This window comes from Sphingorhabdus sp. (assembly GCF_023910635.1).
Lineage (GTDB): Bacteria > Pseudomonadota > Alphaproteobacteria > Sphingomonadales > Sphingomonadaceae > Sphingorhabdus_B.
Window position 1 is genome coordinate 1 of sequence record NZ_JAAVVZ010000005.1, and the last position, 26,033, is coordinate 26,033.

Sequence of the window (26,033 nt, forward strand, 5' to 3'; positions counted from 1 at the left end):
CGCAGTTCATCGCCGATACACAATATTTCGGCCACGCTATGTGCGTGTTTATGCGCCGTGCCAAGCAAAAGGCTTGGCGGGGCGGACAAGATTATCTAGGGAACATTCATGAACAAAAAATTCCTTGTGCCCGTCGCGGTGTTGGCCGCATCTTCCCTGCTTTCCGGTTGCGCTGCGCTCGGTCTGGGCGGTGGCGGTGCGAAGCCGGGTAGCAACACCCGTTATGTCGCGCGTGACGTAAATACGCTGTATGCCGCCGCAAAGGATAAGCTTGATAACAAGCAATATGAAGTCGCAGCGGCGTTATTTGACGAGGTGGAGCGTCAGCATCCTTATTCGCCATGGGCCCGCCGGGCGCAGCTTATGAGCGCGTTTAGCTATTATATGGCGCAGAAATATAATGAGTCGGTGCAATCGTCGCGCCGTTTCTTGTCGATCCATCCGGGTAACAAGGACGCGTCTTACGCATATTATCTGATCGCTTTGTCTTATTATGAGCAGATCAGTGACGTGACGCGTGACCAGAAGATTTCGGAGCAGGCATTGGCCGCTTTGGGCGAGGTGCAGCGCCGTTACCCGACATCGCGTTATGCGTCGGATGCCACGTTGAAGATTGACCTTGTCCGCGATCACCTTGCCGGCAAGGAAATGGAAATTGGTCGTTTCTACCAACGTCGCGCATTGTGGCTTGCGTCATCGCTGCGCTTTCGTGAAGTGGTCGATAAATATGACACGACGACGCACGCACCAGAGGCTTTGTATCGTTTGACCGAAAGCTATCTTGCAATGGGCGTGCCCGAAGAGGCGAAGAAGGCAGCGGCCGTGCTGGGTGCCAATTATCCCGGCAGCGAATGGTATGTGCGTGCCTATAATTTGATGCAGAAGAACGCGCCCGCCGCGTAATGCCATGCTAACGGGGCTTTCGATCCGCGATGTCGTGCTGATCGAGGCACTGGACTTGGAATTTGCAGGCGGTCTTGGCGTGCTCACGGGAGAAACCGGGGCCGGTAAATCCATATTGTTGGATGCGCTTGGCCTTGCCCTTGGTGCGCGCGCCGATAGCGGTTTGGTACGGTCCGGCGCGGACAAGGCGCAGGTTACGGCGAGTTTTGATGCACCGGCCCATGTCGCGGCGTTCTTGGCCGACAATGACATTGATATCGACAGCGATGAACCTTTAATCATCCGTCGTTCGGTAAAGGCGGACGGCGGCAGCAAGGCGTTTATCAACGACCAACCTTGCTCTGCCGCGCTGTTGCGGGAAGTTGGCGCTGCGTTGGTTGAAATCCACGGTCAGCATGATGATCGCGGCATGCTGAACCCGCGTGGGCATCGCGGATTGCTGGACGCCTTTGGCCGAAGTGACACCGCAACCGTGTCGGCCAATTTTGCCGCGTGGCAGGATTCCAAATCGCGCTTGGATATTGCCCGTGAAGCGCTCGAAAACGCGGCGCGCGACCGCGAATGGCTGGAACATGCGGTGGCCGAACTTGCCGCATTCCACCCACAACCCGGCGAAGAAGAGCAGCTCGCGGGTGAGCGGTCCGACATGCAAAAGGGCGAGCGCATTGCCGAGGACCTCAAGGCCGTGTTGGAAAGCTTTGGTGGCCCGAAAAGTGGCCTGTCGCTGATCCGTGGCGCGGCGCGCAAGCTGGACCGTTTGGCCGACGCGCACCCGTTATTGGCCGAGGCGCTGACCGCATTGGACCGCGCGGTGATTGAGGCGAGCGAGGCCGAGGATAAGTTAAACGCCGCCGCGCGCGCGATTGAATATGAACCTGCACGGCTTGACGAGATTGAGGAGCGCTTGTTTGAGCTGCGCGCACTGGCCCGCAAGCATAACATTGCGCCAGACGGCATTATCGCGCTGCAGGAAAAGCTGACGGCGCAGTTGCAGTCGATACAGGCAGGCGGCGAGGGACTTGCGTTGTTGGAGGCCGAGGTCGCGGCCAAGCACACCGCCTATGTCGGGAGCGCAAGCGCATTGTCTGCGGTCCGTAACGCGGCTGCGGTCAAGTTGGACGCAGCGGTGAAGAATGAACTTGCGCCATTAAAGCTTGATGCCGCGCAGTTTCAGACGGCGGTGGAGCGATTGGCCGAAGACCGCTGGACCGCTTATGGCATGGACCGCGTTGAGTTCCTGATTTCGACCAACCCCGGTGCGCCTTTTGCGCCCTTGGCGAAGATCGCGTCGGGCGGGGAATTGTCGCGTTTCATTCTGGCGTTGAAAGTCGCATTGGCCGAAGAGGGCGGAGCGGCCACGATTATCTTCGACGAAATCGACCGCGGCGTTGGCGGCGCAGTTGCCGCGGCGATTGGCGAACGCCTTGCGCGTCTTGCGACCCGCACACAATTGCTTGCTGTCACGCACAGCCCGCAGGTCGCGGCCAAGGGGAAGGCGCATTATTTCATCGCGAAATCGAGCCAAGGGACGGTGACACGGACCGGCGTCACCTTGTTGGATGCCGAAGCACGCCGCCAAGAAATCGCCCGTATGCTGTCCGGCGCAGAGGTAACAGACGAGGCAAGGGCTCAGGCCGTGCGGCTTTTGGAGGTTGTATGAAGATATTTGGGATTTTGGTGGCTTTGTCGGCCAGCGCCTATGCGACGCCGCAATCTCCGGCGCAACCGGCGGACCAGTTTTTTACGCAAATGTCGACGCTGTGCGGAAAAAGCTTCCATGGCAAATTGGTCGCTGGTGATGATAGCGACGCCAGCTTTGCCACGGCGAAGATGCAGGCGCATGTCCGCACCTGTACCGACCGCGAAATCCAGATTTCGTTCGACGTTGGCGAAGACCGTTCACGCACATGGATCATCACGCGGACCGACAGCGGCCTGCGCCTAAAACACCGCCATATGCTAAAAGACGGCACCGAAGACCCCGTATCGCAATATGGCGGCGACACCGCGCAAGTGGGAACGGCCACGCGTCAGGAGTTCCCCGTCGATGCCTATTCCAAAGCGATGTTCACTAAAGAAGGCCGCACGGTTTCAAACACCAACGTCTGGGCATTTGAAATCGATCCGGGCCAGACATTGACCTATGAACTGGCACGCCCGAACCGGTTATTCCGGGTTGCGTTTGACGTGGCCAATCCTGTAACCGGAGCGAATGAGTGACTTTAGAGGCCGATGCAGCCAATGAGCTCATGCGCTTGGCGAAACAGATTGCCTATCATAACAAACGCTATCACACGCAAGACGCGCCGGAGATAAGCGATGCGGAATATGACGCATTGGTGCGCCGTAACAATGAATTAGAAGCCGCATTCCCGCACCTCATCCGCGCGGATAGCCCTAACACGCAAGTGGGGGCGGCGGTCGAAGGTTCTGGCCTCAAAAAAATCACCCACGCCAAACGGATGATGAGCCTCGACAATGCCTTTGCGGCGCAAGATGTGCATGACTTTGTCGGGCGCGTGCGACGCTTCTTGAACTTGTCCGCAGACGCAGAGGTCGCGTTAACGGCGGAGGACAAGATTGACGGGCTTTCGCTGTCGCTGCGCTATGAAAAAGGCGTGCTCAAGCAAGCCGCGACGCGCGGTGATGGCAGCGTGGGAGAGGACGTCACGGCCAATGTCGCCTATATCGCGGACATCCCGCAAAAGCTGACCGGTGACGTGCCCGACATTTTCGAAATACGCGGCGAAGTCTATATGGCGAAATGCGATTTTGCCGCGATCAACGAAGCGCAACTGGCAAAGGGTGGAAAGCTGTTCGCCAACCCGCGCAATGCGGCCGCGGGGTCTTTGCGGCAAAAGGATGCAAGGGTTACGGCGGCGCGCCCCTTGCGCTTTCTGGCGCATGGCTGGGGTGAGGTGAGCGCACTGCCCGCAGATACGCAAAGCCAGGTGATGGCAGCGATTGCCGATTGGGGCGTGCCAATATCGCCCTTGCTGCGCCGCTTTGGTCACACCGAAGACGCGCTCGCGCATTATGCCGACATCGAACGCCGTCGCGCCGATTTGCCTTATGATATTGATGGCGTTGTCTACAAGGTTGACCGTTTGGAATGGCAGGAACGACTTGGCTTTGTCGCCAAATCGCCGCGCTGGGCCATTGCGCATAAATTCCCGGCGGAGCGTGCGGAAACGACGCTGGAGCAGATCGATATACAGGTTGGCCGAACGGGCAAGTTGACGCCGGTTGGCCGCCTTACGCCTGTGACCGTCGGTGGTGTCGTGGTGTCCAATGTGACGCTGCATAATCGTGACGAAATTGCGCGCCTCGGCGTGCGCCCCGGTGACCGCGTGGTCGTGCAGAGGGCAGGGGATGTCATTCCCCAAATCGTTGAAAACCTGACCCGCGAAAGTGATCGCGCGCCCTATCATTTTCCCGCCCATTGCCCGGAATGTGGTTCCGAAGCGGTGGCCGAAGAGGGCGAAGTCGATGTGCGCTGCACGGCGGGGCTGATTTGCCCGGCGCAGCGGGTGCAACGGCTTATCCATTTTGTCAGTCGCGGCGCGCTTGATATCGAAGGGCTGGGTGAGAAAACCATCCAAGAATTTTTTGATATGGGCTGGCTGGAAAGCCCTGCGGATATTTTCAGGCTTCGGAACCGCCGCGCTGATATATTGTCGCGTGATGGCTGGCAGGATAAGTCTGTGGATAACCTGTTGGCAGCGATTGAGGCAAAGCGTGCGCCCGACGGCGCAAAACTGCTTTTTGGTTTGGGAATCCGCCACATCGGAACGGTCACAGCGCGTGATTTGTTCAAGGCGTTCGGATCAGTTGAAGAAATCGGCAAGGTCGGCCTAAGGCTGGCACAGGCGGATGAATCCGCGATTGCGGATGTCACTGCGATAGACGGGGTCGGCGGCGCGGTGGCCGAGGCGTTGGGTGACTTCTTCCACGAACCCCATAATCTCTCCGTTTGGAACGACCTTTTGAACGCGGTGCAGCCGCCTGCTTATGTTTCCAACATTCGCGAGAGCGCGTGGACGGGCAAAACGATTGTTTTCACCGGAAAGCTGGAGACGATGAGCCGCGATGAAGCCAAAGCACAGGCCGAGGCGCTGGGAGCAAAAGCCGCTGGCTCTGTAAGCGCAAAAACCGATCTTGTTGTGGCCGGCCCTGGCGCTGGGTCGAAACTGAAACAGGCAACCGCGCTTGGCATTCAGGTCATTGACGAAGCCGAATGGGCAAATATCGTGCAAAGCGGCTAATGTTGGTGGATAGGTTGGCGGCATGATTTTACATCCCGTCGCCCCCCGGCCGTCACCCTGAACTTGGTTCAGGGTCCATTTCTCCTCTCTACTCTTCGGTCTATGTGGCATGATGGATGCTGAACCGAGTTGTGCTCTGCACGCCTTCGGCTCCAGCATGGCGTTGGGGGGAATACCGCTCCGCGACCTCCGCGCCTCTGCGTGAACCTTTCCCGTCGCCCCAGCGCAGACTGGGGCCTATCACGTCTATCGTCCCAGCGCGGCGCTATCCGGCGAGACGAGATAGGCTCCAGCCTACGCTGGAGCGACGGTGTGAGCTATTGCGGCACAGTTCCGCGACCTCCGCGCCTCTGCGTGAACCCTTTTCCGTCGCCCCAGCGCAGGCTGGGGCCCATCACGTCTATCGACAAAGCACAGCCCTATCCGGCGAGACGAGATAGGCTCCAGCCTACGCTGGAGCGACGGTGTTTTTGGGGGGATCGGGTTTTGCCTCTGCACCCTTCGGTCTATGTGGCATGATGGATGCTGAACCGAGTTGTGCTCTGCACGCCTTCGGCTCCAGCATGACGTTGGGGGAAGCGCGCCTTCTTATTCCCGTCGCACCAGCGTAGGCTGGGGCCTATCACGTCTATCGGTCGAGCGCAGCCCGATCCGGCGAGACGCGATAGGCTCCAGTAGTTGCAGTTGCTGTTGCCATAATATGGTTTCAAGTGTAACTAGTTCGGATGGAGCCGAATAGTCACGTGTATGAAACGCCGCCCGCTGGCGCGAATGCCGATTGGACCGTACCCCAAAATTGGGAAAAGTTCAGCGCGGATGAACATGAAATGTGGGACCGTCTGTTTGCACGGCAAACCGCCATGCTGCCCGGGCGTGCCGCCGATGCCTTCATGCGCGGCGTTGATGTGCTCAAACTGTCGCGCCCCGGCATTCCCGATTATCGCGAGTTGAACGCGCGGTTGATGGCGGCGACGGGCTGGCAAATTGTCGCTGTGCCCGGTCTTGTTCCGGACGATGTGTTCTTTGACCATCTGGCGAACCGCCGTTTTCCCGCTGGCAATTTCATCCGGACGCTGGAACAGCTCGATTATCTGCAAGAACCAGATGTCTTTCACGACGTATTTGGACATGTGCCGATGCTGGCCGATCCGGTGTTTGCCGATTATATGGTGGCCTATGGCAAAGGCGGGCTGCGGTCGTTGGGCTTTGGCGCGTTGGACCATCTGGCCCGGTTATATTGGTATACGGTGGAGTTTGGCCTGATCCAGCAGCCCGATGGTCTGCGCATTTATGGCGCAGGGATAGTATCAAGCTATGCCGAAAGCATCTTTGCTTTGGACGACCCAAGCCCGAACCGGATTGCGTTTGATCTGCTTCGGGTCATGCGCACGCACTACCGGATTGACGATTTTCAGCAGAGTTATTTTGTGATTTCCAGCATCGACCAATTGCTAAACGTCACACTGGAGACCGATTTTGCGCCGCTTTATGCTCAGTTGGAAACACTTCCCGACATAATGGCCGGTGAAGTATCTTCAGATGATGTGCTGCGCACGCACGGCACGCAAGAATATGCGATGGGTGCCGGCCGCTGAACGAGGGGGATCGAGCGACCGGCAACCCAGCTACCGATTAAGGCAGCAACACGGAATCAATGATATGGACAACGCCGTTTGACTGCATGACGTCAACGGTGGTCACGGCGGATTGGCCACCCTTGCCATCGGTGATGACGACGCTGTTGCCCGACAAACGCGCGGTCAACTTGTCGCCAGATACGGTCGTGAGCGTCGCCTTGCCGCCACCTGCTTGGATAGCCCCGACAATGTCGGCGGCGGTTAGCTTGCCCGCGACCACATGATAGGTCAGTATCTTGGTCAAGGTCGCCTTATTCTCTGGCTTCACGAGCGTGCCGACGGTCCCTGCGGGCAGTTTTTCAAAGGCTGCGTTGGTTGGCGCGAACACGGTGAACGGGCCAGGGCTTGCGAGCGTGTCGACAAGGCCTGCGGCAGTTACCGCAGCGACCAATGTGCTCAGATTTGGCGCGGCTGACGCGGTTTCAACGATGTTCTTGGATGGTACAGATGGGTTGGACATCTTGTGATGGTCCGCCATTACGGCTGTGCCAGCGAGGGTTGAGGTTGCCAGTGCTATGGCGGCTATCAAACGGCTAGTAGATTTCATGGTTCAGCTTTCCTGTTTCTCGGCACTGCCAATCATTGGCGTGCTGAAAACAGATACGGATGGATTGGCCGTTCGGATGCACCCGTGCCACACAGACCGAAGTTTTCGGCTGATAAATGGACCCTGAAACAAGTTCAGGGTGACGGGTGGGGGGTGACGGCCGGGGGGCGACGGGAATAAGAGAACGCGTTTCCTCCAAACGTCATGCTGAACTCGGTTCAGCATCCATCGTGCCACACAGACCGAAGTTTTCGGCTGATAAATGGACCCTGAAACAAGTTCAGGGTGACGGGTGGGGGTGACGGTCGGGGAAGGTGACGGTCGAGGGGGGTGACAGTCGGGGGCGAGTGACGCAATTCTGACCCTAGATCACAAAATTATCATTTTCCCGCTTGCGAGCACTGGACCCGTGGCAACGCCACCCGGCGCGCCCTGCGCCGGTTCAGGCGTTATCGCCAGTAAGGCACCTTCATTCATATATTGGCGCATGTCTGGGCTGACGTCCATTGCGGTTGGCCTGTCGCCATTGATGACACCAAGCGAACGCGCTTTCCCGTCGGCGGGTATGATCCATAATTCGGGATATAACTCGCCCGTTTCCAGCGTGACCGGCATCAGGAGCATGGTGCCCTGCGTGCTATCATAGCTTGCGGTCATCGCGGATCGGCCATCCTCACTACCCAAAGCGGCGATCATCGGCGTCGGGTTGGCGACAGGTGCGGTGGGAGCGGGCTGTTGCAATAGCAAAACGCCAAGGAAAATCGCTGCCGTCACGGAAAGACCTGTGAGCGCGCGCCAGAATGTGAGCTTCGCCGTCCCGACATCTTGCAAAGTCGCCGCGGGCAGGGCCTTTTCAATTTTGGGCCAGATATGCGCAGGGGCCAAATGCTCTGGCCCAAGCAACGGATTCAGCCGAAGGCGCCATGCCTCAACTTCGGCGGCGAAATCGGAATCTGTGGCAATGCGTGCGGCGACAACCGCTTCTTGGCCCGCATCCAGCAGGCCAAGCACATATTCCCCGGCTAAGGTGAAATCTTCGTCGGTGATGGCTGTCATGCTGCGCCCTCCATGCAGCCGCGCAGCTTTAACAAGGCCCGTCTTATTCTGCTTTTGATGGTTCCTAAGGGCTGCCCCTCATTTTTGGCGAGATCGGCATAAGTCGATCCGCCGATAAAGGCATTTTTTATGAACATGGCGTCGCGTTGATCCAAAGACGATATACAGTCATGTAAGATACGGTCATCCGCCTGTTCGATTAATTGCGCATCTGCCAAGGGGGCAGAGTCGGCAATTTCCGCCGCTTGGTCGATTGAGCTTGTGCCAACTTTCTTTTTTGCGCGCAGCCGGTCAATCGCCCGGTTACGCGTTACAGCCACAAGCCAGCTAATCGGGCTTGCCCGACCGCTTTCAAAGCTCGCGGCCTTGTTCCAAATAGTGAGATAAGCGTCTTGCAACACGTCTTCCGCTTCGTTCCTGTCGGGGAAGATACGCAGGCACACGCCAAATAGCTTCGCAGAGGTTGCCGCATAAACGGTAGCAAATGCATTGCGGTCGCCACGACCTGCTTGCACCAGCGCTTCGGCAAGCTTCGCGCGTCGCGCCGAATCCAAATCTGTTGGCCCTAAGCTAATTGTCATTCGAGATAATATGGCGAAGGCATTCGGTTGGTGCAATGCTGCTTTGCTACCAAGTTCCGAAATCTCCGGGTGGTTGGCTCGTGCGACCACTGGCACGGACGTGACGTTTCCAACCATATTTGCGGCGCTTCAATAGCCACAGACACGGCCAGTCACCACAGTCAACGCGCTTTTCGAGACGGAAACCCTGCCGTCTATACGCGCGTAACACAGCCTCCGCCTGAATATTCAGGAGCCCGGCCAATATCAATGAACCATTGTCGCGAAGTATGTTCGCAATGGACGGTGCAAGCTCAATCAAGGGGCCGGCGAGAATGTTGGCCGTTACGAGGTCGTAGGGCGCCCGTGAGACGATGAGTGGGTGCGCGGTGCCTTCTGCTGCACACAGCACCACTTGCCCCTGAGAGACGCCACAGGGCACATCATTGGCCCGCGCATTGTCCGCAGTGACCTCAACGCTAACCGGATCAATGTCCGACGCCGTCACATAGGCCTTTGGCCAAAGGCGAACTGCGGCAAAAGCGAGCAACCCAGTGCCCGTGCCAATATCGGCGATCACGTCGAACCGTTTGCCGGCGCGTTTCATGCTGTCGAGCATATTCAGGCAGCCAGTAGTGGTTTCATGGCCGCCTGTGCCAAAAGCGCGGCTTGCCTCAATCAGGAACGGCGTTGCGCCCTTGGGCACGGTCCCCTTGTTGGAACTGGTGTGGACATAAAAACGGCCCGCATGGACTGGCTTCAACCCTTGTTGACTCATCACGACCCAGTCGGCGTCGGGCAGCTTTTCGATGACCGCCTTTGCCTTTGCAGCGCTTTTTATCCGGCTGTGAATCGCGTTGATAACAGACTGGCTAGGTTCAACCGAAAAATAGGCATCCAAGCGCCATTTATCGTCGTTAAATGCCTCAACTTCGTCCGCCACAATCGTGGGCATGGGATCAAGCGACGCAAGCCAGTCATCGTCTTCGTGGATTGCCTCTGCCTCTGCACGGGTGCAGGGAAACCGGACTTTCCAATCACCGGACATAGCTTGCGCCATTTACGTCGAGCACCGCGCCGGTCATCGATGGCGGCGCATCCAAGGCGCAGAACTTCGCCATAGCCGCGACTTCTTCGGGGTCTGCGACCTTGCCTAAGGGGATATCCGCCAGCAATTTGTCGCCGCCGCGGCTTTGCAGATACTCTTCGGCCATGCCTGTCATCGTAAAGCCGGGACAGATCGCGAAGGCATAAATGCCCTCTTTGGCATAAGCGCGCGCGATGGTTTTGGTCATCGCAACCATGCCCGCCTTTGATGCGGCATAATGCCAATGGGCAGTGCTGTCGCCGCGATGTGCGGCGCGGCTGGCGATGTTGACGATGCGGCCTGATGCGCCATTTTCTTGCCAATGCAGCACCGCGCGGCGGCACAGGTCCGCACTGGCCGTCAGGTTAATCTGCATGGTTCGGTTCCAGCTTGCCAGCCATGCATCATCCGACCGCGAAATGGGGTTTTCTTCGAAGACGCCTGCATTATTGATGAGGACATCAATCCGTCCGTCCAAAGCCTCACATGCGTTGGCCCACAGCCGCGCGGGAACCGCCGGGTCGTTCAGGTCGCCGTCCTTGCTGGACAATGCAATCACCCTCGTTGTGGCTGGGTCAAAACTTGCGGCGATTGCTGCGCCAATTCCGCGCGAGGCGCCGGTTATAAGGATATGGGTTTTCATGGGCGCTGCTTTTCACAGCACAGACGAAAATTCAACCAAAGTTATTGAAGAAATCAGTTGAAGGGTTGCGCGTTTCGCACTGCGCAGGTCTTGCACCACGGCATTAATCGGTTAATGAGCGTCGCAACGTCGACCACTTGCAGATATGAAGGACGCTAAAAATTATGGCGAAAAACCCCAACCGGCCACTGTCACCGCATTTGCAGGTGTATCGTTGGTCGCCGCAGATGGCCATTTCGATCTTCCATCGCGCGACAGGCTTTGTTCTCGCGACTGCTGGAATGATGACTTTATTATGGTGGTTGTCGGCCATTGGGGGTGGCGCGCAAAGCTACGCCACGTTCCAACAATATGTCGTTTCGGCAGGCGTCGATGGCACGGCAGTACAAATCGCCAGCAACTGGTTCTTCCGTCTTGTGGGCTTGGCCGTGACCTTCAGCTTCTTCCAACATTTGGCGTCAGGGCTTCGCCACTTCGTGCTGGATATTGGCGCTGGCTATGAATTGAAGACCAACCGGTTGTGGGCATCGGTTGCATTTGTCGCAGCCTTTTTTGCAACTGCATTGGTCGCCCTGTTTGTGGCATCGCGCTTTCTTGGAGTTTTGTGATGGACAGTAGAACATATATCGGTCGCGTACGCGGCCTTGGTTCGGCTAAACATGGCGGCGAACATTGGCTGAAGCAGCGTTTGACCGCGATTGGCAATGTGTTGCTGACCACTTGGTTTGTGCTGTCGTTGTTGATGATCCCAAGTTTTGACCATGCCGCACTGGCGCAGTGGCTCGCGCAGCCATTGGTTGCGGTTCCGATGATCTTGATGATTGCCAATATCTTTGCGCATGTCCGCCTTGGGCTTCAGGTGTTGATCGAGGATTATGTCCATGATGACGGCCTGAAGTTTGCGGCCATGACATTATTGAACTTTTACGTCATCGCCAGCGCCGTATTCGGCATTTTCGTCGTCGCAAAACTCGCATTTACCGGAGCTCCCGCCTGATGTCAGACGCTTACAAGATTATTGACCACACATATGACACCGTCGTCGTCGGCGCTGGCGGGTCGGGTCTGCGCGCCACCATGGGCAGCGCGGAAGCAGGTCTAAAAACCGCTTGCATTACCAAAGTCTTCCCAACGCGTTCGCACACTGTCGCGGCGCAGGGCGGGATCGCCGCATCGCTCGGTAACAACTCGCCCGACCATTGGACGTGGCACATGTATGACACGGTCAAGGGCTCCGATTGGCTCGGCGACCAAGATGCCATCGAATATATGGTCCGTGAGGCGCCAGCAGCGGTCTATGAGCTTGAACATGCGGGCGTGCCTTTCTCGCGTAATGCCGACGGCACCATCTACCAACGACCCTTTGGCGGCCATATGCAGAATATGGGCGAAGGCCCGCCGGTTCAACGCACCGCAGCCGCGGCCGACCGTACCGGTCACGCGATGTTGCATGCTTTGTATCAGCAAAGCCTGAAATATGACGCGGACTTCTTCATTGAATATTTCGCGCTCGACCTGATCATGGAAAATGGCGAATGCCGTGGCGTTATCGCCATGTGCATGGAAGATGGCAGTATCCACCGGTTTAAAAGCCACGCTGTCGTGCTGGCAACCGGCGGCTATGGCCGCGCCTATTTCTCCGCAACGTCGGCGCATACCTGCACCGGTGACGGCGGCGGCATGGTCTTGCGCGCTGGCTTGCCATTGCAAGATATGGAATTTGTTCAGTTCCACCCGACGGGTATTTACGGCGCAGGCGTGCTGATTACCGAAGGCGCACGCGGCGAGGGCGGTTATCTGACCAACAGCGAAGGCGAACGCTTTATGGAGCGTTATGCCCCATCGGCGAAGGACCTTGCATCACGCGACGTGGTCAGCCGTTCGATGGCGCTTGAAATGCGCGAAGGGCGCGGCGTTGGCGAACATAAAGACCATATCTATTTACATCTCGATCATATCGACCCTGCGGTATTGGCGCAGCGTTTGCCCGGCATCACCGAAAGCGGCAAGATTTTCGCGGGCGTTGACCTGACGCGGCAGCCGCTGCCCGTGACGCCAACGGTCCACTATAATATGGGCGGTATTCCGTGCAATTATCATGGGCAAGTTGTCACCAAGGTTGGCGATGATCCCGAAGTCATCGTTCCCGGCCTTTATTCGGTCGGTGAGGCAGCCTGTGTTTCCGTACACGGCGCCAACCGGCTTGGGTCGAACTCGTTGATCGACTTGGTCGTATTTGGTCGCGCAACCGGCTTGCATCTGAAATCGTCGTTGACGCCAGGTGCTCCGCATAAGGCATTGCCGGCTGACGCCGCCGACCTTGCGCTTGCACGCGTCGATAAGTTCCGTAACGCAAAAGGCGGATCGCCAACCGCCGAGATCCGCTTGCAAATGCAGCGCACAATGCAAAAGCATGCCGCCGTTTTCCGCGACACTGCATTGTTGGAAGAAGGCGTGGTTGAAATGCAGAAGGTCAATCAACGTTTGGCCGACGTTCGCGTGACCGACCGTAGCCTGATCTGGAACACCGACCTCATCGAAACGCTTGAGCTCGATAACCTAATGGCGCAGGCGGTTTGCACGGTCGAAAGTGCAAACAACCGCAAGGAAAGCCGTGGCGCACATGCGCACGAAGATTTCCCCGAGCGCGACGACGCCAACTGGATGAAGCACACGGCTTCATGGTTTGAAGGTTGGGGCGGCTCCGGCGGTAAGGTCAAAATCGACTATCGCCCGGTGCATGATTATACGCTGACCGATGATGTCGAGTATATTAAGCCAAAACCACGGGTGTATTGAGGGTTAGCAAATCGGGATTTTGAACACCCCGTCGCCCCAGCGCAGGCTGGGGCCTATCACGCGTTTCAGTTTCGCGCGCTACCTTTCGAATGTCGTCCGCTCCCACAACCGTCACCCTGAACTTGGTTCAGGGTCCATTTCTCGTCTCTACTCTTCGGTCTATGTGGCACGATGGATGCTGAACCGAGTTGTGCATGACGTTGTGGGGAATGCCCCTCTGCGGCCTCCGCGCCTCGGCGTGAACTCCCTGATTCGTCATTCCTGCGAAAGCAGGGAACTTAGTGACCGTCAGGACAATCCATGGGCCGAACTATCGGTAAAATGGTTCGCACAAAGGCACGAAGGCACAAAGAAGTTGCTCCTCGTCTTCGTGTCTTCGTGCGCACCAAAAACGTATCGCGAGCGGAAATATGAGACCATGGATTCCCGCTTTCGCGGGTATGACAATGTTAGGATATTGGGGTCTGTGAATCCAAATTCCCGTCGCCCCAGCGCAGGCTGGGGCCTATCCCGTCTATCGGCAAAATGGTTCGCACAAAGACATGAAGGCACAAAGAGGTTGCTCCTCGTCTTCGTGTCTTCGTGCGAACAAAAAACGTATCATACGCGGAAATATCGGGCCATGGGTTACCGCTTTCGCGGGAATGACAATCTTGGGGTATTGGGGTCTGTGAATCCAAATTCCCATCGCCCCAGCGCAGGCTGGGGCCTATCCCGCGTTGAAGGCTCGCCCATTGCGCGATTGCATTCGTCGAAAAATATAATTTGCCCCCACCCCGTCAAAGGCCAGCAAAAACCTCTGCCGTAATCTCCAAACTCCGTTTGCGCTTTGCATGATCGAATATCGAACAGGCGACGATGATTTCGTCGGCCTGTGTTCGCGCCTGAAACGCCTGCACGGCTGACTTTACGCTATTGGCCGCACCAATGGCGCTTGCGGACAGCACGTCATCTAGGGCACCTTTAAAATGAGCGGGCAGGGACGCAAGATAGCCCTCCACGGGTGGGGGCAATTGGCGCGGGTTGCCCGTGCGCAGTGCAACGAAGCTTTGCATCAATGAACTCGCTAAAAACTCCCCTTCGGCATCGGTGTCGGCGGCGATGATGTTGAACGCGGCTATCGCGTGCGGCGCGTCAAGCATGGCGCTTGGCCGAAAATGGCTGCGATAGATGTGCAGCGCCTCATCCAGCATCTGTGGCGCAAAATGGCTGGCGAAGGCGAAGGGCAGGCCCAAAGCGGCGGCCACTTGCGCGCCGTACAGGCTGCTACCCAAGATATAGAGTTGGATGTTTGCACCCGCGCCCGGTGTCGCGACGATGCCAGTTTGGCCATCATCGGCGAAATAGCTTTGCAATTCCATCACATCGCGCGGGAAAGCATTGGGATCGCTGTCGAGCGTCCGCCGGATCGCGGCGGCGACGCGTTGGTCACTGCCGGGCGCGCGGCCAAGCCCCAAGTCAATACGGCCCGGAAAGAGCGCGTCCAACGTGCCGAACTGTTCCGCAATGACCAAAGGCGCATGGTTGGGCAACATGATGCCGCCGGAGCCAACGCGGATGGTCTTCGTCGCCGCGGCAATATGCCCGATCACGACGCTGGTGGCTGCGCTCGCAATGCCGCGCATGCCGTGATGTTCGGCAACCCAATAACGTGTGAAGCCAAGGTTTTCGGCATGCGCCGCCAGGTCAGCGGCGTTGGCGAGCGCGCTTGCGACCGATCCGCCTTCCACAACAGGCACCAGATCCAAGAAAGAGAATGAAGTCATGGCGTGTAGATGGTGGTTTATCACCCCAAAGCCAAGCGCAATCGACTATTTCTTCGTGCCGTGCGATATGCGTTCATGTGGTGACAGAATTTTTCATACCCTTCCTTGTGACGACAATGCTGATTGAGCTAACGCCTGGTCCAAATATGGCGTGGTTGGCGTTGACGAGTGCGAGCGAAGGCAAAAGGTCGGGATTTGCGGCGGTAGCAGGGATTGCGCTTGGCCTCGCGATACTGGCTGCTGCATCGGCAATCGGCCTTGCGGAGTTGGCAACACGCTCTCCAGCGATTTTCAGCCTGTTGCGCTATGCCGGCGTTGCCTATTTGCTCTGGCTGGCGTGGAAGACATGGGCGGGCAAAGATGAACCTATTCCGGATAGCGTAAGCAAAAATGCGCTCGGTGCATGGTTTCGCCATGGGCTGTTGTTAAACGTGTTGAACCCTAAGGCAGCCGTTTTCTTCATAACGGTCCTACCAGCCTATATTACGCAAAGTGCGCCAATTGCGCCGCAAACGGCGTTGCTGTCCGCAAGCTATGTCGCGATTGCCACTTTTGTGCATCTTGTCATCGTCGCGCTAGCGGCACAGGCACATGGATGGATATCCACCGGAAACAGAGCGCGCATCGTCCGCCGCGTCTTTGCCATTCTGTTGGCAGGCATCGCTATCTGGTTCCTTTTAACCTCAGCTTAGGCCACAGACTCATTATGTCTCAACCAGATCCGGATTGATGCGAGTTGGACAGAGGCGAGATAATTATCGTCTCTTTGATCGTATCGCGTGGCAACTGCTCTGAAATGCTTGAGTTTATTAAAGAAGCGCTCGACGAGGTTGCGTTGCTTATAGAGGAAGTGACTAAATGCCGGTTTGATCACGCGTTGCGGCATGGCGCGGATATTGGCCCTGGCACCGCGCGCCTCCATTTCGGCGCGCAACGCATCGGAGTCATAAGCCCGGTCGGCGAGCAGGATATCCCCTTTGCCGACGGTATCGAACATGTCTGCTGCACTGCGACCATCGGCGGCTTGCCCTTCGGTCAGCTTGAGCATGATCGGCATGCCCATCGCATCGACCAGTGCATGTATCTTGGTGGTCAGGCCGCCACGCGAGTGACCCATGCAACGGGATCGCTGGTCTTTTTTTTACCATTGGCTCCATGTTGATGAACCCGGATCGAAGACGAGTCGATCATCTGGATATTGCCTTCGTAAGCCACGGAAACTGCATCCAATATATGCTTCCACACACCGGCTCTGCGCCAGCGGTTGAACCGGTTCACACAGGTCGTATACGGACCGTATCGCGCCGGAATATCCGCCCAAGGCGCGCCAGTGCGTAACCGCCAGAATATCCCGTTCAAAACCCGCCGATCATCAACCCGCTTCACGCCACGCACCTTGGTCGGCAACAAAGGCTGGATCACCAACCACTCGAAATCTGTCAAATCAAACCGTGCCATCAGCTTCTCCCTTCCAGAAAAAGCATTGAATCAGATATCAATCACTTTGGGAATCCAATTTATGAGTATGTGACCTAGGGTCAGGACCACTTAAATCCACCTTCGCGGCGTCAAAATGGCAAAGATATCGAAGGAAAATGTCCGCCGCAGGCAGTCATTCTGCCTGCAAGGGCATTTTGCTTTGAGATCGAAGCCATTTTGACGTCCTTCGGATTTGACCCATTTTGTCCATTGTCGCGTTGGCAAGCTTGGACTTAGAACCACTAAGTCCTGCGCTTACCGCCTTGCACTGAACAAAATGGCCTCAAACCGCGAAGGTGGATTTAAGTGGTCCTGACCCTAACGCCAGCGCAGCATAGAACGGTCAAACTGTGAGACGGAACGGACCCCCATAAGCCGCATGTCGCGATCAATCTCGTCACGCAATTTGCCGACAATACGCTCGACGCCTAGTTGCCCGGCTGCGGCAAGTGCATAAAGATATAAACGTCCGCCGGAGCAAGCCGTTGCTCCGGCGGCGATTGCTTTGAGGACATGGCTGCCACGCCGGATGCCGCCGTCGCAGATGATGTCGATCTTGCCGCCCACGGCATCGGCGATCTCGGATATCTGGTCAAATGGCGCGCGCGAACCGTCCAATTGCCGCCCGCCATGGTTGGACACCATGATTGCGGTCGCGCCAATGTCGACGGCGCGTTTCGCATCGTCAACGGACATGATCCCTTTCAGACAAAATTCGCCACCCCAATCTGACCGAATTTTTTCGGCCATTTTCCAGTCTATGGATGTATCGAGCATAGTATTGAAATATTCCGCGACGGATACCGCGACATTCGTGCCTGCATCAACGTGCGTTTCCAGATTGGGCAGTGCAAATTTTTCGCGGAATAGATAATTCAGCGCCCATTTTGGGTGGATGGCATAGCTTAACACCGACGCGGGCGTGAAGCGCGGCGGCGAGGTGAACCCGCTGCGCAGGCACCGTTCGCGGTTTCCTGAAACGATCGTGTCGACCGTCAGCGCGATTGCATCAAACTTCGCCGCCTTGCAGCGTTCGATCATCGACGCGTTCAGCCCCTTGTCCTTGTGGATGTAGAGTTGGAACATTTTTGGGGTTTTGATGGTCGCGCCGACTTCCTCAATGCTGATGGTCGCCAATGAGGAGATACCAAACCATATATTATGCTGCTGCGCGACCGACGCAACGGCACGTTCGCCTTGCCAATGAAACAGGCGCTGCAAGGCCGTGGGGGACAGCATCAGCGGCATGTCCATCCGTTGCCCCATCACCGTCACGCCCATGTCGATCTCCGACGCGCCAGCCAAGACATTGGGCACCAGATCGCAATCGTCAAATGCCGACGTGTTGCGCGTCTTTGTCCGTTCATCGTCGGCAGCGCCATCGATGTAATTGAAGATCGGTGCGGGCAGGCGCGATTCTGCTAAACGGCGGAAATCGGCTACATTATGGCAATCTTGTAAACGCATTTTGGTCCTATGACAGACCTTGCACATAATTGCATCCATTTGGATAGTTTGCCCGAGCAACGGTTGCTTGCGCTGCTGCTTTGGGCAAGGTCGTCGCACCGCATATTGTCCTGATGGAACATTGCGGTTACCGGGACATTGCGCAAGACAAAGTCATCAGACCCTAAATGCAAAGGCATGCTCATATGTTTCTCGAAGGCAAAACAGCACTCATCACGGGTTCAACCTCTGGTATCGGGTTGGGCTATGCCCGCGCGTTGGCCGCGCAGGGTGCACATGTGATGATCAACGGCTTTGGTGATGCCGACCTGATCCAAAGCTATGTCGACGAACTCAGCAAGGTGAGCGGCGGAAAGGCGCAGTATTCCGCGGCCGACATGACTCAACCCGACAGCATCCGTGCCATGGTCTGCGAATGCACCAACCTATTGGGATCACCTGATATTTTGATCAATAATGCCGGAATCCAGCATGTTGCGCCGGTTGACGAATTTCCGGACGACAAATGGGATGCGATCTTGTCCATCATCCTGTCTTCGGCCTTCCATACAACCAAGGCCGCCTTGCCCGCGATGAAGGCCAAGGGCTGGGGCCGCATCATCAATACAGGGTCAATGCACAGCCTTGTCGCATCGCCGTTCAAATCGGCCTATAATGCCGCAAAGCATGGCCTTGCCGGTTTCACCAAAACGGTCGCGCTTGAAGTGGCTACAGTAGGCATCACGGTGAACAATATCTGCCCCGGCTATGTCTGGACATCGTTGGTCGAAAACCAAATTCCCGATACGATGAAAGCCCGGGGACTGACGCGGGATCAAGTGATCAACGACGTGCTGCTGGCCAACCAGCCGCAGAAGAAATTTGTGCAGGTGGAGCAATTGGCCGCGCTCGCGGTGTTTTTGTGCCGTGATGAGGCGAGCGCGATTACCGGCACAAACCTGTCCGTTGATGGCGGTTGGACCGCGCAATAGCACTGAGTGTCAAAGTCCGCTCATTGTCCTTGGGCGTCCACCGCAGCGATGTTCGTGGCGGCTTCTGCCGGAGCCGCTGAGCCCGGCAATATATAGGGCGGCGGTGTGTAGCCAATTTGGGTAGCTGGCGCGCCATCGCCTTTGGACGAACTGATCTGCGGTGCAGTGCCCAATGGCATTCCAAATTCGGGCTGCATCGGATTTCCATCAATGGTCGGTGTGTCGAATTGAAAGTCATCAACGGGTTCCAAGGCCGATTGCGTGGGCATTGGAGACGGCGGGAGCGATTGTGACTCCGCTGGCGACTGCACGGTAATCTCAACGCTGGCTTGCGAAGAATTCCCTGAGATTGGGTTTTCCTCAGACACAACCAGGGCGATAAACCCGGCAACCGAGAGCGCCCCCAATAGCAATTTCAGAATATTGTCCATGCGCCTCTGCTCAATTAGGTTCCGACCAAGCGATAACGGCAGGCCGTTAATATAATATGAGCGATGAAATTCCTTAAGGGCATAAAAAAACCGCCGACATTGCTGCCGGCGGTTAGGCGTTTTTCCTCCCCAGGAAAACACGGAAAACTGGTTGGTCTATGCGGGTTGGTCTATTTGCCGCCAGCGCTACCAAGGCGGTGATAAAGCCGGGCAAATTTGACCGATTCAGGCTTGTCCTGAATGACCTCAAGATAATGCACCAATGCTTGCCGAAGCAGCGTAAGATCCTCGGTAGAAAGGACGGCGCGTGCGCGTGGTGGTTCACCCATATCGATCGCTCCTATGCAGCCTGGCCAAATTGATTCATCGTATTGTCTTTGCCGCCTGCCTTCAGCGCAGCTTCACCGGCAAAATATTCCTTATGGTCATCACCAATGTCGGAACCCGACATATTCTGGTGCTTGACGCAGGCGATGCCCTGACGGATTTCCTTGCGTTGGACACCCGCGACATAGCCTAGCATGCCCATTTCGCCGAAATAGTCCTTCGCCAAATTATCGGTGCTGAGTGCCGCTGTATGGTATGTTGGCAGCGTGATGAGGTGGTGGAAAATGCCTGCGCGCTTTGCAGAATCGCGCTGGAAGTTCTGGATGCGGACATCCGCTTCAATGCCCAATGGTGTCTCGTCGAAGCTTGCACTCATGAGGTTTGCGCGTTCGTAGGCCGAGACGTCGCGACCTTCGGCAGACCAAGCATCAAACACTTGCTGACGGAAATTCAGAGTCCAGTTGAAGCTTGGCGAGTTGTTGTAAGCCAGCTTTGCATTGGGAACGACCTCACGGATACGATCAACCATTCCGGCAATCTGTTCGATGTGCGGCTTTTCCGTTTCGATCCAAATGAGGTCGGCACCGTTCTGAAGCGAAGTAATGCAATCCAACACGCAACGATCTTCGCCAGTTCCTGGGCGGAACTGAAACAGGTTTGATGGCAAACGCTTTGGACGCAGCAATTTTCCGTTGCGGTTCAAAATGACGTCGCCATTTTGCGCCGTGGCGGGGTCAATTTCTTCACAATCAAGGAAGCTGTTGTACAAATCGCCCAAGTCGCCAGCAGCGGTTGAAACGGCGATCTGCTTGGTCAGGCCAGCGCCAAGCGAGTCGGTGCGTGCAACGATAATGCCGTCGGGGACGCCAAGTTCAAGGAAGGCATAACGGCATGCGCGGATTTTCTGCAGGAAATCCTCATGCGGCACAGTAACTTTTCCGTCTTGGTGGCCGCACTGCTTTTCGTCCGACACCTGATTTTCGATCTGAAGCGCGCAGGCACCCGCCTCAATCATCTTCTTTGCGAGCAAGTAAGTGGCTTCTGCGTTGCCAAAACCCGCATCAATGTCCGCAATTATCGGCACGACATGTGTTTCATGGTTTTCGATCTTATCCATGATAGCGGCGACGCGCGCTGTGTCCTTTTGTCCACGCGCATCGTCGAGGTCGCGGAAGAGGATGTTGAGCTCGCGGCTGTCGGCTTGGCGCAAGAATGTATAGAGTTCTTCGATGAGCGCCGGAACGCTTGTCTTTTCATGCATAGACTGGTCGGGCAGGGGGCCAAATTCACTGCGCAATGCGGCAATCATCCAACCTGACAGATACAGATACCGCTTCTTGGTGGTGCCAAAATGCTTCTTGATAGAGATCATCTTTTGCTGCGCGATGAATCCGTGCCAGCAACCCAGTGACTGCGTATATTGCGCGGGGTCGGCATCATAAGCAGCCATGTCTTCGCGCATGATCTTGGCGGTATAGCGGGCGATATCGAGGCCAGTCTGGAAACGGTTTTGCAACTGCATACGCGCGACAGATTCGGCGCTGATGGAATCCCACGTTCCTTCATGCGCGGCAATTTGGGCGCTGTTTGTGGCTATCAGTGTCTGATATGACATTTTCTATTCCTTCGGTCGCGGGGTCTATTCCGCAGTTCTCTGCCATTTCAGCAGAAAAGCCGAGTCAATTTTGTAATATTTGTTGTGTTATCGTCGTAGAACCTTATCATTTATTTGTAATGTTGTAATGTTATTGACAAGGGTGCGATGGCTGAAGAAAAACTATTTGCAGGACATGCCGTGCGAAGAATTCGCCGCGCTTATGGTCTGACCCAAGGGGCAATGGCGGATACGCTCGCGATTTCGCCGTCCTATCTCAACCTGATTGAACGCAATCAACGGCCGTTGACCGCGACCTTGTTATTGAAACTGGCGCAGTCTTATGACTTCGACCCCCGCACATTGACGGGTGCAACGCCGGGTGGCGGTGTTGATGCTATCCGGCGTCGGCTAAGCGATCCGATGTTTGCTGACCTCGCCGTTGATCGGGCGCAGGTCGAAGAATGGATTGCCGCAAGCCCGGATGCGGCCGAGGCGTTTGCGCGGGCGTTTGACCGTCTTTCGGGCGGCTCCCACGGCGGGGCTAGCGCAGCAGCGGGCGGCGCACAGATTGAGCCTGAAGCGATTGCATCGGCGCGACGCGAAATTGAACGCTGGCGCAACCATTTCGCCGATTTGGACTCTCAAGCAGAGACCCTCGCTGACGAACTGCGGCTCGCCAATGCGGACCTGTATGGCGCGATTACCGAACGGCTGCGCGTAAAGCATCAGCTTTCCATACGCATTTTGCCGTTTGACGTAATGCCAGACCGGCTCCGCCGCCTCGACCTGCACGCACGGCAGCTGCAATTGTCAGAGCTGCTTGACCCCGCCAGCCGCACCTTTGCCGCTGCGTTGCAGCTCGGCAATCTGGAGGCAAGGGCGGAGATTGACGCGCTTGTCGCCGGAGCATCCTTCACCGAACGGGCCGCCGAACGGCTCTATCGTCGCCATTTAAGCAGCTATTTTGCTGCCGCTGTGATGATGCCTTATGCGCGGTTCCTCCGCGCTTGCGAAGCGACAGGTTATGACATCATGCTTTTGCAGCGGCGCTTTGGCGCAGGCTTTGAACAGATCGCACACCGTCTGACCACATTGCAGCGTGTGGGCCAACGCGGCTTGCCGTTTTTCATGCTGCGCATTGATAAAGCAGGGCAAAGCAGCAAACGCTACGCTGGTGCAAGCGCATCGCCATTGGTGGCGACCGACCGGCGTTGTCCTTTATGGCATGTGCATAATGTGTTTGCGCGGCCCGGGACGCTCATGCCGCATCTGGTGGAGTTAGAAGACGGCAGTCGTTGGTTCACTTTGTCGCGTACCGTGCACCCGCAAACTGCGGTGAGTGGCAGTGTGGAGGCAGAGTTTGCGATTTGCCTTGGCGTGGACGCAAAGCTCGCCGCGCCATTGGCCGCCGCGCGCGGCATGGACCTTAAAAATGGAGTGGCGACGGCGATTGGCCTTGGTTGTTCCGCGTGCACGCGGCCGGAATGTTCTCAAAGAAGTGCGCCGCCTGCTGGCCGGGTGCTGGTATTCAATGAACGCGAACGCGGTATGTCGCCTTTTACCTTTGACCAAATTGCCTGAAGGCCCCAATGGCGGGCAGCCCCCAATGGCGGGCTTAGTTCAGCGCGAGCAACTCTGCTGGATCAATGCCTGCGCGCTGCATTTGCGCCTTTACGTCGGGCCAAACATTCTGAACGAAATTTTGGCGCTCAAAACTCCGCAGCTTTGCAATGGCGCCGCGGGCTACAAACAGACCAACGCCACGTTTAACATCGACCAGGCCGCTGTCCTGAAATAATTGATAGGCCTTGGCCACGGTCAGCGGATTTGCGCCCTGAACTGCTGCAAATGCACGCACGGAGGGAAGCATTTGCCCCTCTTTATAATCGCCGTCGAGGATCGCCGCAGCGATCACGTCACGTAATTTTAGATAAACGGGTTTTGCATCATTTCTCATCACATGCTTACTGCCATAATACAGTATGGCGCGTCAAGCATGGGTGGATTTAATAGGTCCTGACCCTTGTAGTCATGGCCATTGACGGATGATGTCGCTTGGCACGGGGCGTGGGCGTTCTTCCAAGCCAAGCGCCGGGGTGCCGATGAAGAACATGCCCGCTATCCGCTCCTCGCCCTGACAAATGGCGGCGTGAACCACAGGGTCGTAGCTTGTCCATCCTGTAATCCAGCTACCGACAAAACCGTGCGCATGTGCCGCATGCAGTAAATTCATACCCACCGCGCCCACGCTCATCTGCTGCTCCCACAGCGGAATTTTATGGCTTGGTTGCGGTGCAAATATCAGCATGATGAGCGTTGGGGCCATGTAGGCAGACGCAATAGCCGCTTCAATTTGCACCGGGCGAGCGTCCGGGTTCGCGGCGCAGAATGCTGCTTTCAACAAGTCCGCAAAGGCCGAGCGGTCGGTGATCTCGACAAAACGCCACGGGAATAATTTCCCATGATCGGGGGTACGCATCGCCGTTTGAAGTATTCGGTCAAGCTTCCCGCCGTCGGGGCCGGGAGCGACCATATCGCGTGGTTTGCCAGAACGGCGGGTTTCCAGATAGGCGGTGACAGAGGAAAGAACATTGAACATGACACTCCCTTCGACGAAATTCGACCCTTCCGGCAATAAAATTCTTCACACACGCAATTTTTTCGGTAGGTTCCTGGGCAATCGTCCCATTCAACGGGATTTTAAACAAAACAAAGATGAGGGGTTCGCTCGATGGCGACATCATATGCGCAAGATGGAGATGCAGCAGGGACATTCCTTGGACATCCCAAAGGTCTTTTTGTATTATTCTTTGCTGAGATGTGGGAGCGTTTTTCCTATTACGGGATGCGCGCGCTGCTGATTTTCTATCTGACCAAACACTGGTTGTTTTCGGATGAAGATTCCGGTTTCATATACGGCGCCTATACGGCATTGGTTTATATTACGCCCGTTCTTGGCGGGTATTTAGCGGATCGCTATCTTGGGCAGCGAAAGGCCGTCACCTATGGCGCTGTTCTGTTGACCTTTGGCCACTTCCTCATGGGATTTGAAGGTTCCGGGGGCCAGGATGCAGCTTCGCTGAACATCTTCTGGCTCGCATTGGCATTTATCATCGTCGGTTCGGGCTTTTTGAAGGCCAATATCTCAGTGATCGTCGGGCAGCTATATTCTCGCACCGATGTGCGCCGTGACGGTGCCTATACCATTTTCTATATGGGCATTAACCTCGGCGCTGCGCTTGGAGCGCTGCTCTGCGGCTATCTGGGTGAAACCTATGGCTGGTCTTATGGCTTTGGCGCGGCGGGCGTGGGTATGCTGCTTGGCCTTATAGTTTTTGTTGTATTCAAACCATTGCTGCTTGGTCGCGGTGAGCCGATAAACCCTGAAGCGTTGAACAAGACGGTTTTGGGCATCAAACTTGAATGGCTGCTGTATCTTGTTGGCCTTGTGGCTGTCGTCATTTGCTGGTGGTTGGTGCAAAACCAAAGCGTTGTTGGCACATTGCTTGGCATCGCTGGAACGATCTTGATCTTGTACGTAATAGGCATTGCGACCTTCAAATTTGTTTATGGCTCTTTTTCCGCCGCACCGCAGCTGCCGTTGATGCTTTTTGGCCTTGGCGGTGTCATCTCAATTGTGGCTTTTGTCGGAATGTTTTTCGAAGCATTTTCGGATTTAGTGGCGCAAAATGTTGCACTCGCAGGTTTTGGACTGTCGTTGCTTGTTGTCATCTGGCAATGTATTGGCAAACCAAATCATGACCGGGACCGCATTTTTGCGGCGATGTTCTTGATTATCGGTTCGATCCTGTTCTGGGCGTTGTTTGAACAGGCCGGTTCTTCGTTAAACCTGTTTACCGACCGCCATGTGGACCGTGCGGGCGTTCCGGCGTCGGTGTTCCAATCCTTAAACGCCATCTATATCGTTATGCTGGCTCCCTTGTTTGCATGGCTATGGACATCGCTTGGTCGCAAGGGGCTTGAGCCGTCGGCTGCGGCAAAATTCGGCCTTGGTATTGTGCAGCTCGGCATTGGTTTTCTCGTCCTTGTGGCTGGTTCGGCTGCGGCAGGCGCGGACAGCATGGTTCCGGTGCTGTTCATCTTCCTGATCTATTTGTTCCACACGACTGGCGAATTGTGCCTGTCGCCAGTTGGCCTCAGCGCGATGAACCGGCTTGCGCCTGCACATCTTGCATCGTTAATCATGGGAACATGGTTTTTTGCATCAGCAACTGGGAACTTTGTCGCAGGCTTGATTGCTTCGGCAACGGGATCAGAAGCGGCATCCGGCGACGGCGCGGGACGTGAAGTCGTCATGGCCGTGTATAGCCAGATTGGCTGGATTGCGATTGGCGTCGGCGTAGCCGTTGTCGTCATCTCGCCGCTTATCAAAAAACTGATGCACCTCGACACCTTGCGTGACGATGGGCCTTTGGAAGGCCAGGCTGAGGCAGGTGAACCTGCCGCCGCTGGCATTCACCCAACAAACCGGAGTTAA

General features: G+C 56.3%; 24 protein-coding genes and 1 pseudogene. 12 read left to right on the forward strand and 13 right to left on the reverse strand.

Translation table 11 applies throughout. The features are described 5' to 3' along the window. The first annotated feature begins 108 nt into the window (after positions 1-108). From HEQ34_RS03835 to phhA, 5 genes are all read left to right on the forward strand, one after another. On the forward strand, positions 109-903 hold the full coding sequence (locus HEQ34_RS03835; RefSeq protein ID WP_296197641.1) for an outer membrane protein assembly factor BamD: 795 nt from the start codon (positions 109-111) through the stop codon (positions 901-903). A 4-nt stretch (positions 904-907) separates the two neighbouring features. Next, positions 908-2,563 carry a DNA repair protein RecN gene (recN, locus tag HEQ34_RS03840; protein WP_296197644.1) on the forward strand — a complete coding sequence of 552 codons (1,656 nt, stop codon included), beginning with the start codon at positions 908-910 and terminating at the stop codon, positions 2,561-2,563. Further along, positions 2,560-3,123, forward strand: a complete 564-nt coding sequence (locus HEQ34_RS03845; protein WP_296197647.1) for a hypothetical protein — start codon at positions 2,560-2,562, stop codon at positions 3,121-3,123. The genes recN and HEQ34_RS03845 overlap by 4 nt, the downstream gene beginning before the upstream one ends. After that, positions 3,120-5,168 carry an NAD-dependent DNA ligase LigA gene (gene ligA / locus HEQ34_RS03850; RefSeq protein ID WP_296197650.1) on the forward strand — a complete coding sequence of 683 codons (2,049 nt, stop codon included), beginning with the start codon at positions 3,120-3,122 and terminating at the stop codon, positions 5,166-5,168. The genes HEQ34_RS03845 and ligA overlap by 4 nt, the downstream gene beginning before the upstream one ends. Before the next feature lie 725 nt (positions 5,169-5,893). After that, complete coding sequence (gene phhA, locus HEQ34_RS03855) at positions 5,894-6,763, forward strand: phenylalanine 4-monooxygenase (RefSeq protein ID WP_296197655.1); 870 nt, start codon at positions 5,894-5,896, stop codon at positions 6,761-6,763. A gap of 37 nt (positions 6,764-6,800) precedes the next feature. Here the strand turns inward: phhA and HEQ34_RS03860 are convergent, their stop codons facing one another. The 5 genes from HEQ34_RS03860 to HEQ34_RS03880 all read right to left on the reverse strand — a co-directional run bounded on the left by HEQ34_RS03860 (position 6,801) and on the right by HEQ34_RS03880 (position 10,698). Next, positions 6,801-7,283: a fasciclin domain-containing protein gene (locus HEQ34_RS03860; RefSeq protein WP_296198065.1), complete on the reverse strand. Its 483-nt coding sequence runs from the start codon at positions 7,281-7,283 to the stop codon at positions 6,801-6,803. A 438-nt stretch (positions 7,284-7,721) separates the two neighbouring features. Continuing rightward, positions 7,722-8,408 (reverse strand): anti-sigma factor, encoded by a 687-nt coding sequence (locus HEQ34_RS03865; protein WP_296197660.1) that lies wholly within the window; start codon positions 8,406-8,408, stop codon positions 7,722-7,724. Beyond that, positions 8,405-8,962 carry a sigma-70 family RNA polymerase sigma factor gene (locus HEQ34_RS03870; protein ID WP_296197664.1) on the reverse strand — a complete coding sequence of 186 codons (558 nt, stop codon included), beginning with the start codon at positions 8,960-8,962 and terminating at the stop codon, positions 8,405-8,407. The genes HEQ34_RS03865 and HEQ34_RS03870 overlap by 4 nt, the downstream gene beginning before the upstream one ends. A gap of 73 nt (positions 8,963-9,035) precedes the next feature. After that, a complete protein-coding gene (locus HEQ34_RS03875) occupies positions 9,036-10,016 on the reverse strand; it encodes a 50S ribosomal protein L11 methyltransferase (RefSeq protein WP_296197667.1) in 981 nt (326 codons plus the stop codon). After that, positions 10,006-10,698: an SDR family oxidoreductase gene (locus HEQ34_RS03880; RefSeq protein ID WP_296197669.1), complete on the reverse strand. Its 693-nt coding sequence runs from the start codon at positions 10,696-10,698 to the stop codon at positions 10,006-10,008. Before HEQ34_RS03880 ends, HEQ34_RS03875 begins: the two co-directional genes overlap by 11 nt. A 164-nt stretch (positions 10,699-10,862) precedes the next feature. Between HEQ34_RS03880 and sdhC the strand changes: the two genes are divergently transcribed. Genes sdhC through sdhA form a run of 3 tightly spaced genes read left to right on the forward strand, consistent with a single transcriptional unit; the run spans position 10,863 to position 13,497 of the window. Then, positions 10,863-11,306: a succinate dehydrogenase, cytochrome b556 subunit gene (gene sdhC / locus HEQ34_RS03885; RefSeq protein ID WP_296197671.1), complete on the forward strand. Its 444-nt coding sequence runs from the start codon at positions 10,863-10,865 to the stop codon at positions 11,304-11,306. Continuing rightward, positions 11,306-11,695 (forward strand): succinate dehydrogenase, hydrophobic membrane anchor protein, encoded by a 390-nt coding sequence (gene sdhD / locus HEQ34_RS03890; RefSeq protein WP_296197673.1) that lies wholly within the window; start codon positions 11,306-11,308, stop codon positions 11,693-11,695. The genes sdhC and sdhD overlap by 1 nt, the downstream gene beginning before the upstream one ends. Further along, positions 11,695-13,497 (forward strand): succinate dehydrogenase flavoprotein subunit, encoded by a 1,803-nt coding sequence (gene sdhA, locus HEQ34_RS03895; RefSeq protein WP_296197676.1) that lies wholly within the window; start codon positions 11,695-11,697, stop codon positions 13,495-13,497. The genes sdhD and sdhA overlap by 1 nt, the downstream gene beginning before the upstream one ends. A gap of 779 nt (positions 13,498-14,276) precedes the next feature. On the opposite strand, the gene HEQ34_RS03900 is transcribed toward sdhA, so the two are convergent. Next, on the reverse strand, positions 14,277-15,263 hold the full coding sequence (locus tag HEQ34_RS03900) for an LLM class flavin-dependent oxidoreductase (RefSeq protein WP_296197679.1): 987 nt from the start codon (positions 15,261-15,263) through the stop codon (positions 14,277-14,279). On the opposite strand from HEQ34_RS03900, the gene HEQ34_RS03905 reads away from it, so the two are divergent. After that, on the forward strand, positions 15,254-15,955 hold the full coding sequence (locus HEQ34_RS03905; RefSeq protein WP_296197682.1) for a LysE family translocator: 702 nt from the start codon (positions 15,254-15,256) through the stop codon (positions 15,953-15,955). The genes HEQ34_RS03900 and HEQ34_RS03905 overlap by 10 nt on opposite strands. On the opposite strand, the pseudogene HEQ34_RS03910 reads toward HEQ34_RS03905, so the two are convergent. Continuing rightward, positions 15,952-16,658 (reverse strand): annotated as a pseudogene (locus HEQ34_RS03910) (IS5 family transposase). The gene HEQ34_RS03905 and the pseudogene HEQ34_RS03910 overlap by 4 nt on opposite strands. A 402-nt stretch (positions 16,659-17,060) precedes the next feature. Further along, entirely contained in the window at positions 17,061-18,209 is a 1,149-nt protein-coding gene (locus HEQ34_RS03915) for an alpha-hydroxy acid oxidase (RefSeq protein ID WP_296197685.1), read from the reverse strand. Between the two features lie 185 nt (positions 18,210-18,394). Here HEQ34_RS03915 and HEQ34_RS03920 point away from each other — a divergent pair, with 185 nt between their 5' ends. After that, positions 18,395-19,180 carry a 3-hydroxybutyrate dehydrogenase gene (locus HEQ34_RS03920; RefSeq protein WP_296197687.1) on the forward strand — a complete coding sequence of 262 codons (786 nt, stop codon included), beginning with the start codon at positions 18,395-18,397 and terminating at the stop codon, positions 19,178-19,180. 20 nt (positions 19,181-19,200) lie between these two features. Here the strand turns inward: HEQ34_RS03920 and HEQ34_RS03925 are convergent, their stop codons facing one another. The 3 genes from HEQ34_RS03925 to HEQ34_RS03935 all read right to left on the reverse strand — a co-directional run bounded on the left by HEQ34_RS03925 (position 19,201) and on the right by HEQ34_RS03935 (position 21,553). Next, entirely contained in the window at positions 19,201-19,611 is a 411-nt protein-coding gene (locus tag HEQ34_RS03925; protein WP_296197690.1) for a hypothetical protein, read from the reverse strand. Between the two features lie 170 nt (positions 19,612-19,781). Continuing rightward, positions 19,782-19,940 (reverse strand): hypothetical protein, encoded by a 159-nt coding sequence (locus tag HEQ34_RS03930; RefSeq protein ID WP_295444897.1) that lies wholly within the window; start codon positions 19,938-19,940, stop codon positions 19,782-19,784. Positions 19,941-19,951: 11 nt separating this feature from the next. Beyond that, entirely contained in the window at positions 19,952-21,553 is a 1,602-nt protein-coding gene (locus tag HEQ34_RS03935; protein ID WP_296197691.1) for an isocitrate lyase, read from the reverse strand. 147 nt (positions 21,554-21,700) lie between these two features. Between HEQ34_RS03935 and HEQ34_RS03940 the strand changes: the two genes are divergently transcribed. Further along, a complete protein-coding gene (locus HEQ34_RS03940; protein ID WP_296197694.1) occupies positions 21,701-23,116 on the forward strand; it encodes a short-chain fatty acyl-CoA regulator family protein in 1,416 nt (471 codons plus the stop codon). 34 nt (positions 23,117-23,150) lie between these two features. Here the strand turns inward: HEQ34_RS03940 and HEQ34_RS03945 are convergent, their stop codons facing one another. Together HEQ34_RS03945 and HEQ34_RS03950 are read right to left on the reverse strand one after the other, a co-directional pair. Next, positions 23,151-23,492 (reverse strand): GntR family transcriptional regulator, encoded by a 342-nt coding sequence (locus HEQ34_RS03945; RefSeq protein WP_296198067.1) that lies wholly within the window; start codon positions 23,490-23,492, stop codon positions 23,151-23,153. A 72-nt stretch (positions 23,493-23,564) separates the two neighbouring features. Further along, the gene (locus HEQ34_RS03950; RefSeq protein ID WP_296197698.1) at positions 23,565-24,134 is read right to left on the reverse strand and encodes a nitroreductase; all 570 of its coding nucleotides are present in this window, start codon (positions 24,132-24,134) and stop codon (positions 23,565-23,567) included. 132 nt (positions 24,135-24,266) lie between these two features. Here HEQ34_RS03950 and HEQ34_RS03955 point away from each other — a divergent pair, with 132 nt between their 5' ends. Continuing rightward, on the forward strand, positions 24,267-26,033 hold the full coding sequence (locus HEQ34_RS03955; protein ID WP_296197700.1) for an oligopeptide:H+ symporter: 1,767 nt from the start codon (positions 24,267-24,269) through the stop codon (positions 26,031-26,033).

Bases quoted from the DNA above. Each gene is read 5' to 3' on its own strand.
- HEQ34_RS03835 (WP_296197641.1), top strand. From the start codon at position 109: ATGAACAAAAAATTCCTTGTGCCCGTCGCGGTGTTGGCCGCATCTTCC.
- recN (WP_296197644.1), top strand. From the start codon at position 908: ATGCTAACGGGGCTTTCGATCCGCGATGTCGTGCTGATCGAGGCACTG.
- HEQ34_RS03845 (WP_296197647.1), top strand. From the start codon at position 2,560: ATGAAGATATTTGGGATTTTGGTGGCTTTGTCGGCCAGCGCCTATGCG.
- phhA (WP_296197655.1), top strand. From the start codon at position 5,894: ATGGAGCCGAATAGTCACGTGTATGAAACGCCGCCCGCTGGCGCGAAT.
- HEQ34_RS03860 (WP_296198065.1), bottom strand. From the start codon at position 7,283: ATGGCGGACCATCACAAGATGTCCAACCCATCTGTACCATCCAAGAAC.
- HEQ34_RS03865 (WP_296197660.1), bottom strand. From the start codon at position 8,408: ATGACAGCCATCACCGACGAAGATTTCACCTTAGCCGGGGAATATGTG.
- HEQ34_RS03875 (WP_296197667.1), bottom strand. From the start codon at position 10,016: ATGTCCGGTGATTGGAAAGTCCGGTTTCCCTGCACCCGTGCAGAGGCA.
- HEQ34_RS03880 (WP_296197669.1), bottom strand. From the start codon at position 10,698: ATGAAAACCCATATCCTTATAACCGGCGCCTCGCGCGGAATTGGCGCA.
- sdhC (WP_296197671.1), top strand. From the start codon at position 10,863: ATGGCGAAAAACCCCAACCGGCCACTGTCACCGCATTTGCAGGTGTAT.
- sdhD (WP_296197673.1), top strand. From the start codon at position 11,306: ATGGACAGTAGAACATATATCGGTCGCGTACGCGGCCTTGGTTCGGCT.
- sdhA (WP_296197676.1), top strand. From the start codon at position 11,695: ATGTCAGACGCTTACAAGATTATTGACCACACATATGACACCGTCGTC.
- HEQ34_RS03905 (WP_296197682.1), top strand. From the start codon at position 15,254: ATGAAGTCATGGCGTGTAGATGGTGGTTTATCACCCCAAAGCCAAGCG.
- HEQ34_RS03900 (WP_296197679.1), bottom strand. From the start codon at position 15,263: ATGACTTCATTCTCTTTCTTGGATCTGGTGCCTGTTGTGGAAGGCGGA.
- HEQ34_RS03915 (WP_296197685.1), bottom strand. From the start codon at position 18,209: ATGCGTTTACAAGATTGCCATAATGTAGCCGATTTCCGCCGTTTAGCA.
- HEQ34_RS03920 (WP_296197687.1), top strand. From the start codon at position 18,395: ATGTTTCTCGAAGGCAAAACAGCACTCATCACGGGTTCAACCTCTGGT.
- HEQ34_RS03925 (WP_296197690.1), bottom strand. From the start codon at position 19,611: ATGGACAATATTCTGAAATTGCTATTGGGGGCGCTCTCGGTTGCCGGG.
- HEQ34_RS03930 (WP_295444897.1), bottom strand. From the start codon at position 19,940: ATGGGTGAACCACCACGCGCACGCGCCGTCCTTTCTACCGAGGATCTT.
- HEQ34_RS03935 (WP_296197691.1), bottom strand. From the start codon at position 21,553: ATGTCATATCAGACACTGATAGCCACAAACAGCGCCCAAATTGCCGCG.
- HEQ34_RS03940 (WP_296197694.1), top strand. From the start codon at position 21,701: ATGGCTGAAGAAAAACTATTTGCAGGACATGCCGTGCGAAGAATTCGC.
- HEQ34_RS03945 (WP_296198067.1), bottom strand. From the start codon at position 23,492: ATGAGAAATGATGCAAAACCCGTTTATCTAAAATTACGTGACGTGATC.
- HEQ34_RS03950 (WP_296197698.1), bottom strand. From the start codon at position 24,134: ATGTTCAATGTTCTTTCCTCTGTCACCGCCTATCTGGAAACCCGCCGT.
- HEQ34_RS03955 (WP_296197700.1), top strand. From the start codon at position 24,267: ATGGCGACATCATATGCGCAAGATGGAGATGCAGCAGGGACATTCCTT.